General features: G+C 37.2%; 13 protein-coding genes. 5 read left to right on the forward strand and 8 right to left on the reverse strand.

Annotated elements, in window-relative coordinates; genetic code table 11:
* Positions 1 to 170 precede the first annotated feature (170 nt).
* From ABDZ72_RS01805 to ABDZ72_RS01820, 4 genes are all read left to right on the forward strand, one after another.
* Entirely contained in the window at positions 171 to 1,082 is a 912-nt protein-coding gene (locus ABDZ72_RS01805) for a metal ABC transporter solute-binding protein, Zn/Mn family (RefSeq protein ID WP_343750785.1), read from the forward strand.
* A gap of 12 nt (positions 1,083 to 1,094) precedes the next feature.
* Positions 1,095 to 1,778, forward strand: coding sequence for a metal ABC transporter ATP-binding protein (locus ABDZ72_RS01810; RefSeq protein ID WP_343750787.1), 684 nt, complete (start codon positions 1,095 to 1,097; stop codon positions 1,776 to 1,778).
* An 87-nt stretch (positions 1,779 to 1,865) separates the two neighbouring features.
* The gene (locus tag ABDZ72_RS01815) at positions 1,866 to 2,720 is read left to right on the forward strand and encodes a metal ABC transporter permease (RefSeq protein WP_343750788.1); all 855 of its coding nucleotides are present in this window, start codon (positions 1,866 to 1,868) and stop codon (positions 2,718 to 2,720) included.
* The gene (locus tag ABDZ72_RS01820) at positions 2,707 to 3,120 is read left to right on the forward strand and encodes a Fur family transcriptional regulator (protein ID WP_343750789.1); all 414 of its coding nucleotides are present in this window, start codon (positions 2,707 to 2,709) and stop codon (positions 3,118 to 3,120) included. The genes ABDZ72_RS01815 and ABDZ72_RS01820 overlap by 14 nt, the downstream gene beginning before the upstream one ends.
* 174 nt (positions 3,121 to 3,294) lie before the next feature.
* Here ABDZ72_RS01820 and ABDZ72_RS01825 read toward each other — a convergent pair whose 3' ends face one another.
* From ABDZ72_RS01825 to ABDZ72_RS01845, 6 genes are all read right to left on the reverse strand, one after another.
* Positions 3,295 to 3,519 carry a hypothetical protein gene (locus tag ABDZ72_RS01825; RefSeq protein WP_343750791.1) on the reverse strand — a complete coding sequence of 75 codons (225 nt, stop codon included), beginning with the start codon at positions 3,517 to 3,519 and terminating at the stop codon, positions 3,295 to 3,297.
* A gap of 464 nt (positions 3,520 to 3,983) precedes the next feature.
* On the reverse strand, positions 3,984 to 4,361 hold the full coding sequence (locus ABDZ72_RS01830) for a DUF3221 domain-containing protein (protein WP_343750792.1): 378 nt from the start codon (positions 4,359 to 4,361) through the stop codon (positions 3,984 to 3,986).
* Positions 4,362 to 4,515: 154 nt separating this feature from the next.
* The gene (locus tag ABDZ72_RS01835; RefSeq protein ID WP_343750794.1) at positions 4,516 to 4,755 is read right to left on the reverse strand and encodes a phosphatase; all 240 of its coding nucleotides are present in this window, start codon (positions 4,753 to 4,755) and stop codon (positions 4,516 to 4,518) included.
* A gap of 739 nt (positions 4,756 to 5,494) precedes the next feature.
* Positions 5,495 to 5,695: a hypothetical protein gene (locus ABDZ72_RS01840; protein WP_343750795.1), complete on the reverse strand. Its 201-nt coding sequence runs from the start codon at positions 5,693 to 5,695 to the stop codon at positions 5,495 to 5,497.
* 99 nt (positions 5,696 to 5,794) lie between these two features.
* Entirely contained in the window at positions 5,795 to 5,989 is a 195-nt protein-coding gene (locus ABDZ72_RS14360; protein WP_425542329.1) for a DUF4083 family protein, read from the reverse strand.
* 121 nt (positions 5,990 to 6,110) lie between these two features.
* The gene (locus ABDZ72_RS01845; RefSeq protein ID WP_343750797.1) at positions 6,111 to 6,572 is read right to left on the reverse strand and encodes an immunoglobulin-like domain-containing protein; all 462 of its coding nucleotides are present in this window, start codon (positions 6,570 to 6,572) and stop codon (positions 6,111 to 6,113) included.
* A gap of 851 nt (positions 6,573 to 7,423) precedes the next feature.
* On the opposite strand from ABDZ72_RS01845, the gene ABDZ72_RS01850 reads away from it, so the two are divergent.
* Positions 7,424 to 8,155 (forward strand): DUF3888 domain-containing protein, encoded by a 732-nt coding sequence (locus tag ABDZ72_RS01850; protein ID WP_343750798.1) that lies wholly within the window; start codon positions 7,424 to 7,426, stop codon positions 8,153 to 8,155.
* A 138-nt stretch (positions 8,156 to 8,293) separates the two neighbouring features.
* On the opposite strand, the gene ABDZ72_RS01855 is transcribed toward ABDZ72_RS01850, so the two are convergent.
* Both ABDZ72_RS01855 and ABDZ72_RS01860 read right to left on the reverse strand, forming a co-directional pair.
* On the reverse strand, positions 8,294 to 8,695 hold the full coding sequence (locus ABDZ72_RS01855) for a hypothetical protein (protein WP_343750799.1): 402 nt from the start codon (positions 8,693 to 8,695) through the stop codon (positions 8,294 to 8,296).
* Positions 8,696 to 8,799: 104 nt separating this feature from the next.
* Entirely contained in the window at positions 8,800 to 9,315 is a 516-nt protein-coding gene (locus ABDZ72_RS01860; protein WP_343750800.1) for a hypothetical protein, read from the reverse strand.
* Positions 9,316 to 9,398: the final 83 nt, after the last annotated feature.

The raw sequence follows: 9,398 nt of genomic DNA on the forward strand, positions 1-9,398 counted from the left end.
ATCCGAGAAAAATTCGTGTCTTTGATTACATCTTCGATGGATAGAAAATATAGTTTTTCACCGGTCTTTTAGACTTCACATTATAATGCTCAATCGTAATCATTCCTATTTACAAATCGTAATCATTACGGTAATATGAAGTATCTATCATCAAGAGAGGAATTTGATCTATGATGCGTCTTGCCAGTCTTCTATTGTTAATCATAGGCATCATCACAGCAGGATGCACACCTTCTGCATCTGACAATAAAACCGAATTGACCGTATATACGTCCATTTATCCGATTCAATTTGCTGTCGAACGAATTGGTGGTGATGCTGTCGATGCGAAAACCATTTATCCCCCGGGCGTCGATGCGCATACATACGAACCGGCTGCCCGTGAGATGACTGCCATCGCAGAAAGTGACGCCTTTATTTACCTTGGTGCCGGGATGGAAGGTTTTGCAGAAACGGCCGCGGATGCTCTGGCATCACAGGATGTGACGCTAATCGAAATAGGAAAACAACAATCGCTTTTTCATGGCGATCATTCAAACCACAAAGGACATACCCACGGGAATCATAATCCACACATCTGGCTGGATCCCATACGAATGATTGACATGGCTGACATGATCAGCGACAGATTGATCGATATGGCGCCGGAAAACAAAGACCGATTCGTAAAGAATTTTAACGCACTCAAAAATGAGTTGCTTGCCCTCGATCAATCATTCCAACAGACACTGGCGTCCAAAACTGATAAACGCGTGCTTGTTTCCCATGCGGCCTACACGTATTGGGAACAACGCTATCGTCTTGAGCAAATCGCCATCAGCGGACTTTCGTCAAACGATGAGCCCTCCCAGAAGGAACTGGTGACCATTATTGAACAAGCCAAACAATCCGATATGGACTATATTTTATTTGAGCAAAACAATTCAGATCGTGTATCGGAAATTATCCAGAATGAAATCGACGCTAAAGCCCTTATGATTCATAACCTTTCCGTTTTAACGGAAGCTGATATTAGAAACGGTGAAAATTATTTGTCGTTAATGCGGCACAATCTGAACGTACTTGATCAGGCAACCAAATAGGAGGCATCCACCATGGCTGAACCCGTTGTTTCCACAGACAATCTCACATACGCCTATGATCGGCAAACCATCCTGAGTGACATTCCGTTTGAATTGCCCCGTGGCTCTTTCATGGGACTCATCGGGCCAAACGGCGGGGGCAAAACGACGCTCATTAAAATGATTCTTGGGCTGTTAAAGCCAGACAGTGGGACGATTCGTTTGTTCGGAAAGCCCATCCAGCAGTTCAAAAACTGGAGCAACATCGGATTTGTTTCTCAAAAAGCCAACAGTTTCAACAAAGGGTTTCCCGCGACCGTATTTGAAGTCGTCTCCATGGGACTGACAGCCAAGCTGGGGTATTTTACATTTTTAAAAGCCAAACACAAACAGGCGATACTCCAAGCTATGGAGCGCGTTGGCATACGTGATTATGCATATGACAATATCGGCCAATTATCCGGCGGACAGCAACAGCGGGTTTTTATCGCTCGTGCACTCGTCAGCGATCCGCAGCTGCTAATTTTGGATGAGCCAACGGTCGGTGTTGACGAGGACCATGTTGAGCAATTTTACAACCTTCTCCGTGAACTGAATCAAAAACATGGCATTACGTTGCTTCTCGTGACGCACGATACCGATACCATTAAGCGATATGCCACCGATGTCGTATATCTGAATAAAACACTGACAGTCCTCGGACAACCCGAAACGTAGACATAACAATCAAGCTACGACTGAATGAGCGAACATAGCCATTTCACTAGGAACCTGACATAGAGCGACGACACAGGAGGGAACACGATGCTTGCAAGCTTTTTGGAATATGACTTTCTACGACACACCTTTTACACCGGCCTATTAATCGGTATCATCGCCCCGCTTTTGGGAACATTTATCGTCGTTCGGCGCCTTTCCCTAATAGCTGACGCCTTATCTCATGTAACGCTTGCAGGAATTGCGTTCGGATTATTTGTAAACAAAACAACCGCACTCGGTATCGCACCACTGTACAGCGGGATGGGGTTTTCTGTGCTTGGATCCATCTTTATTGAAAAACTGCGCGGGATATACACGGCGTACCAGGAATTAGCTATCCCGATTATTCTATCCTTCGGGGTCGGATTGAGTGTCATTTTTATCTCACTCGCTAATGGATTCAACACGGATCTGTTTAATTACCTGTTTGGGTCCGTATCGGCGGTGAGCGCGAAGGATTTTTACGTCATACTTGGCATCACTGTTCTTATTATTGGAGTTATTCGACTGTTTTATAAAGAGCTGGTCACCTTATCGTTTGATGAAGAACACGCGGTTGTATCCGGCATTCATGCCAAACGGATTCATTTTTTATTTATTGTGCTGACAGCGCTTGTCATTGCCGCATCCATTCGCATTGTCGGTGTGCTGCTCGTATCGGCACTGATGACATTGCCTGTGGCAGCAGCCATGCGACTGGCGAAAGGATTCAAGCAAATGATGATCATCTCTATTTTGTTTGGGGAAACAGCTGTTATTATAGGGATGATAACAGGCTATTATTTCGGTATCCCCCCAGGGGGAACGATTGTATTGACATCAATTGTTATTCTGCTTGCAGCCATCGGAAAGCGACGTTTTTCATACCGGACAGGGGGAATGATATATGAAACTGAATGATGCCCTTCAACAATTAAAATCACACGGGTATAAAACAACTGCCAAACGGAAGGACATGCTCGCTTTTTTTGCGGAAGCAGACGGCTACCGGACCGCGAAAGATCTGATCGGTTATATGGAACCAACGTATGCAGGCATCAGTTATGACACGGTCTACCGGAATCTGCATTTGTTTCATGACGTCGGTGTACTGGAAGCAACCGAACTAAATGGAGAAAAACATTTTCGCTTCAGCTGTTCGCATCGCCACCATCATCATTTCATCTGCAAAGATTGCGGGAAGACTAAGACGTTGGACATCTGCCCAATGGACGAAATTAGGCAATCACTCGGAAATTATGCGATTGAGGGGCACAAATTGGAGGTATATGGATTATGTCCGGTCTGTCAGGAAGGATGAGCAAGGTCACCCTTATTTGTGTCTCATCCTGGTGGAACATTACTTTCTCTTTGCACAAGGCTATGTTAACGATTAATGTTGAAAAATATAGAAAAAATATAGAACGCCCAAATTATGGGGGTTCTGATTCTTTATACCGTCTTCTTCCAAAACCGCGCGTTTGATGACAATCAATTATTCTTCAGAATCCTGTTGATTAGTTAAAATATTTTCCAGTTTCCTTTCTACTTCTTCTAATCGGGATTCTTGTTTTATTAAAATAGTAATGAATACTGCCAAAAAGAATGCGAATACAGCTGCTAAAATGTAAATATGTTCAGATAAATAGGCAGCAAAGAAAAATGTTATAATCCAACAAATAATAATACAGGAAATGAATACACCTAAAAATTCTTTCAATTTGCCCACCCCCTTAATTTAGCAATCTCGCCTTTTTCCGCAAGAACGAGGGATAGCCTTATTCCAGATAAGCGCCCGTTTGCTTTAATAAGCAATATGCTTTAGCTATTCTGATCTTTTCGAAAGCGGAATCTGCCTTGTGTCATTCCATTTTATAATAACATATAATGACCTTCATAATTGTCCGTAAAATCAAATAAATTTTCATGTTTAAACAAAACAACCGTCCTGGACCGCTGGATGTGGCAAAGCGTCATAACCAGGTATGATGAGCATATATAGATAACAATAAAAAATGACCTTCAAATGAATAGTCACATTAAAGGTCGTTCATTGGAACGCTAGCCGCGAGTCATTTTTTTCAGCGGTTGGCATACATTTCACAAAAAAATATTGGATTTCCAAGCTTTTTTAACACGATCGTTTATCGTTTTGTTCAAGGAAAGCGCCTGATTGCGTAAGAATTATTTTTTTACTGAAATTTTTTCAGCTTCGGAATCAGTCTGAGCAGGATAAGTGTCCGAAACAGAAGAATTTTTCCTGAGCCAAACTTCCACTTCATCGCCTTTTTCAAATTTTCCTGCATCATCATAATCTACATACATAAGCTCAGTTAGTTTGTCACCTTGACTTGTATTATGTTGTTCTCGGAACTCTGAGACTGTCTTATTTTTAATTTCTTCAAACTTCTCTGATGAAATATCCTCCGCAACCAATATCCTGTCTTCATCTGTTTTAAGTACATAGCCTTCTACATCCGGCTTCGAATCCGTATCAGTGCCACATCCGAATAATGACAAACTGACTAACAAAGGAATAGCGAATATAAGAACTCGTTTCAATGATTCAACCTCCCTGTTTATCATATAAGACGTACAGAGGCTTTTATTCGTTTCAAGCCTATTCAACAAAATGGCTCGATCAAGCAGTAATGGGCGCATTTCTTTGTTCCTGATATGCGCCCTTTTCTTAAATAGTGTGGTAACTTCAATTTGTTTACTTATTTCTAAGTGACATCACAATCAAAACTATGCCCGCTATTCCCAACAAAACTGATATGATTAATGATAAGCTCCCGACTTCTCTTATAGCAGTACCAAATATACCATACCTTGAATCCCATCCCACGCTTCCGTTGAGTAAAACCTTGGAATAAACAGAAGCTGATATTAAGGTTGAACCATAAATGATTGCACTCGATAATAAAAGGATTAAACCAATATTTGTTTTTTTCATTTGATTATTCCCCCTAGCTTTCCAATAATCTTATTCCGCATAATGGTCCAATTCCTGCATACATTTGTTAGACAATCGCGCCCTATTCTTTAATAAAAGGACGACGCCTTTTATTAAGAAAGTACAATAATACTAATTGCATAATAAACCAGACCAACAATAGATACATTACCTTTTCTAATTCAACAAATAAGACAAAAACTGTATTAGGAATTGAGCAAAACACAGATATAATCATTATTTTCCTCGACTTCTTCTTTAAAGCAAAACCTGCAAATAAAATTGACAAACCTAACAAAACCCATAACCATAAGGCAACATACCAGTACAGAAACATTTTAATCCTCATCTCTAGTCCGTAACATTAATAATTGTTCTTCAACAAATTGGCCCAATTTTGGAATAATCATATCAAAGTTCTTAGGTTAACGCACAAATTTGTTAAATAACTTGTCTCTATAAATCTTGTATATCCATATACATAGCAAACCAATTATTATTGCGGAAGAAGGAACTATTATGTACATTCCCATCGCAATTAGTGATGCTATAAAACCAATAATTCCTGCTATCAATATAAACCAACCTAAAATTAAAATAAAACTGAAACTGAATTCAATTAGGCTTTTCAAACAATTCCCCCATAGAAAATTTCATTTCCTTCTTATTCAATTAAATGGCCCGATGATGGAATAAAGTTGTTAGACAATTGCGCCCCATTGCTTTAAAAAATTAAAAATCACCAATCTAATTTCAGCAGTTCTGCAACAATTTCATCACTACCAGGAAGAAACATAAACACTGAAATAAGAATAAATAAAACGCCAAAAATAAATAGCAATATAACGACTTTAACAGCCGCAGATACTTCCTTATTGATGAGACCAACAATAATAAAAATAATACCTATAAAAAGTAATAGAAAGTACCAAAATCCCATCCTACTAACACCTTTCTTAAAATTATGTGTTAGTAAAAATCTGGCCCGAATCAGGCACAGTATTTGTTCCACAACTGACCCCGATTGTTTAAGTTATAACTACTGATTCTTTTCTAACAAGGAAATAATTTTTTCGTTTTGCTCTATAATTTTATTAAGTTTTTCACCGTTATTTACTGTCTCATTTTTTCTTACTGATGAATTACGTGATGACCTGTTGATATACAAGAAAAGAGAAACAAAAAACAGTGCTATTAAACCAGTTACAATGATTATATAAATTGTCTCCATCATCTTAATTCACCGCCTTTATGCAACTAAATGGCCCAATAGTTTAACACTTTTGTTTCAGATAAGCGCCCTTTTCTGGATGAGTTTCTCTGGAAGTTCTTTAGGAATGTTAGTATAAGCAAGATTATTCACTAACAGTAAATGTATCGCCAATTACGATATCGTAAGACCCATGAGAAGACGAAGACAATTGCTTTATAACTCGATAATGACCATCAGGCATTTTCAATTCCGCCTTTTGCGTATGTTTTTTACCAGATTTTAGTTTAATTCCTATATCATTAAAAGCTTTGTTATATGTGTATTTTGTTTGATACCATTTATCATTTTTTTGTTTTTCCAAGACATAGCCTGTACCAAAATGTAATTTCTTCAATCCATTGTTATCCAACACTATTGTCATCTGACCATTTTTATAAGATGCTTCCACAGTCAAGTTTATTCCTTTGTCCTTTTCTATAACATGATGTTCAATTTGATTGTAATGACTAACTTTGTCTATTCGTTTAATATCATAATTACTGCAACCTAACAGCAAAATTCCCATGATGAAAATGACAATAGTAACGTATAAGGACTTTCTCACCACCGATACCCCCTTCACAGACCTTTAAATATTTGACGATGCATTTCCATTATAAGTTTCAGAAATTATTCAATTAACTGACCCTATTCTGGAATAGAGTTTTACTAGCATCATCGTTATGTCTCAAAAGGTACACTATTTAAATACCTTATTTATAGTCATCTTTGCATGTCACAAATATAACACAATTTCATTTGAAAACATGGTGATAAATCTGTATATGTTTTGAAAGGCTAAATCGTAATGTAAATTAACCTCATTTTTCCAATACTAAAAGACAAAACAATCCGGCTAATAAATCGTAGTGTTTTTTGTTTTCTTTTACCGTAAAATTGGGTATAATATAAGTAGGAAGTCATATAATAACAAATGACCGCCCACATCCAAGTATGGACGGTCATGAATAGACCGTACCCCATCAAGAGGGGCGGCGCACACTAAGGAATACTACGTAATCCCTCAATGGCCTGCTAAAACCACATGAGGGATTATTTATTTTGGTTGTTATTAGCCATAAACAAGTGATATGCAACTCAGTTGATACAGGATTCCAGAACTTCTTCAGGTACTTTATCCTTAATTGATGAAATTCCAATCCCTCTGGGAGATCAACTTCAAAAGGGTAACCCTTTTTATGCTTCGTTATCGGACACACCGCTACGCACTATGCATAAAATCTTTTTTGTGTATCAAAATATCGATATTAAAATGAATATTAAGCACAAAGCCTAAATTCTGTTCTTTTTCAATGTTATAGATACTTATTTATTCAATAACCACGCACGATCGCATTGAGAATATTTCTTTAGATTTTGATTAACAATAAACTCCAAAAGGAAAGGTGTGAGTTTATGAAAAAAGTCTTGATTATTCTATCTGTACTACTGTTCATATCTCCTTTTTCAGCAGTAGCAAATGAAAATAAAGCTGAAGATGAATTAACTAAGAATGGATTAAAAACAGCACTTTATCCATATATAGAAAAAGCTATTGCCGATTATAAAAAGCAAACACAGTATTACGCTCCACTAAGTATGAATTTCGGATTATACCAAGCTGACATTCTTAATGTCCAAAAGAAAAACAATGTCAATTCATTTCTTTTAAAAATACGACTCCATACCTTTGAACATGCACATAGTCCACCACATTTTGAAGTTACAACTACATTAGATGTAAGCCTGAATGATATAAAAATTGTGAATTTCAAAGTTGATGAGGATGAAAAAGCAAAAGCGATAAAAGAGTTTTACCAAAAAGCTCTCTCCGACATTAGACAATCTTTTGGTTTGAATTTGAAAAGTTACAAAGTGTACAATTCAACGGAGGTGCCGAAGGGTCTCAGAAATACCATAACAAACATTACTAAGAATATTTTAAACCCCAAAATAAATCCACCGTACAAAAATGTTATCGACCCTGTAACTTTTTTAAAGAATGATAAAGGTTATGTTCTCTTTAAAAAATCTGATGGCACTAATGTTGTCTATACCATACAAAAAGAAGATGATACATGGAAAATCATAAACAAGGAATCTAAACAGGGTGAAAAAATGCCCGAAGAACTTATCTGGTATATGTAACAAGCTGAGCTAATCTCTGCTCAGCTCCATATTGCCCTTCAACCTTCCCCTTCACTAATAATTTCTTCCCTTATTATACAATCTTGCTCTTATATACGATATTGGCGTTATTCCATTTTAAAATATACGTATGTGGGTTCACCCTTCTTGTTTATCACTGTGTTTATTTATAGCGTTCACTAGGAACTCCTCGGCTTTTTTCGGATTTCCCGTTTGATATACAATGCTGTCTGTATCAAAAAATATAAAATAAGGCGCTGAGTCAATCTCTAATTCCTGTCGCTCTTCTTTAATTTCCTTAAGTCTTTCATAATGAATTGATTGTACAGCTTTTCCCCAGTCTTGTTTTTGTAAAAAGTCAGGATTGCGGAATCCGCCGTCTTCAGCCTTTTTAACAATCAATAAACTATAAAAATCCTCATTATCAGAAATCAAATCAGCATATCCGTTCGGAATATTTGAATCATTCTTTTCATTGGAGCACGCTACAACCATAAACATAATCAAAAATAAAAAACTGATTGTTAATAATCGTTTCATTAAGCAATTCTCCCCTGTTCAAAAGGATAACAAACTTTCTTTTTATGTAACAAAATGGCCCGAATTTGAATTTGTACATCCTGTAATTGTTTTTCTATATTATCCTATTTCTCTTCTTTAATCAGCAGGTTAGCCAGACCGAAACCTAGAGTCGATACTCCACTCCACAAAATAAAAAGTGTGGAAGCAGCAAAAAAGTAAATAACCAAATAGATGATCCCTATAGTCATTAATGTGATGCTTGTTCTTTTAACAAGAATCCTATAACCTATATCCTTTTTACTTAACATGAATGCAGCAATAAACATAGCCACTGCTGAGTTAAGGAAAAACCCTATAGAAAAATTAGCTATAAAGATATAAGCCTGATAAACAATGTTTTCTCCAGTTCTCAGAAAATACAGCATGCACAAAGCTATCGGACCGATAACTATAAGTTCTAAAAACACACGCTTTCTACGTTCCTTATTCGCGAGCGAGTTTCTGTAAAACTTTCCTGGACTTATAATGTCTACTGTTTTATTTTTGTCAATCGCTAAAATGACCCCTTGGTGGATTAAGAGTACACCTAAGAATAGAAGTGCACCCCATACCCCGTTTATTGCTATAATTTCAGACAAAATCACAACCTCCCTCCCTCAATAAATTAATGTTTTCTTGGAATTCCTTCGTTTTTCTCCCGATTTCTTTTGATTTATTGAAG

The sequence above is a fragment of the Lentibacillus halophilus genome (assembly GCF_039522485.1).
GTDB classification, from domain to species: domain Bacteria; phylum Bacillota; class Bacilli; order Bacillales; family Amphibacillaceae; genus Lentibacillus; species Lentibacillus halophilus.

Bases quoted from the DNA above. Each gene is read 5' to 3' on its own strand.
- ABDZ72_RS01805 (WP_343750785.1), top strand. From the start codon at position 171: ATGATGCGTCTTGCCAGTCTTCTATTGTTAATCATAGGCATCATCACA.
- ABDZ72_RS01810 (WP_343750787.1), top strand. From the start codon at position 1,095: ATGGCTGAACCCGTTGTTTCCACAGACAATCTCACATACGCCTATGAT.
- ABDZ72_RS01815 (WP_343750788.1), top strand. From the start codon at position 1,866: ATGCTTGCAAGCTTTTTGGAATATGACTTTCTACGACACACCTTTTAC.
- ABDZ72_RS01820 (WP_343750789.1), top strand. From the start codon at position 2,707: ATGAAACTGAATGATGCCCTTCAACAATTAAAATCACACGGGTATAAA.
- ABDZ72_RS01835 (WP_343750794.1), bottom strand. From the start codon at position 4,755: ATGAAAAAAACAAATATTGGTTTAATCCTTTTATTATCGAGTGCAATC.
- ABDZ72_RS01840 (WP_343750795.1), bottom strand. From the start codon at position 5,695: ATGGGATTTTGGTACTTTCTATTACTTTTTATAGGTATTATTTTTATT.
- ABDZ72_RS14360 (WP_425542329.1), bottom strand. From the start codon at position 5,989: ATGATGGAGACAATTTATATAATCATTGTAACTGGTTTAATAGCACTG.
- ABDZ72_RS01850 (WP_343750798.1), top strand. From the start codon at position 7,424: ATGAAAAAAGTCTTGATTATTCTATCTGTACTACTGTTCATATCTCCT.
- ABDZ72_RS01855 (WP_343750799.1), bottom strand. From the start codon at position 8,695: ATGAAACGATTATTAACAATCAGTTTTTTATTTTTGATTATGTTTATG.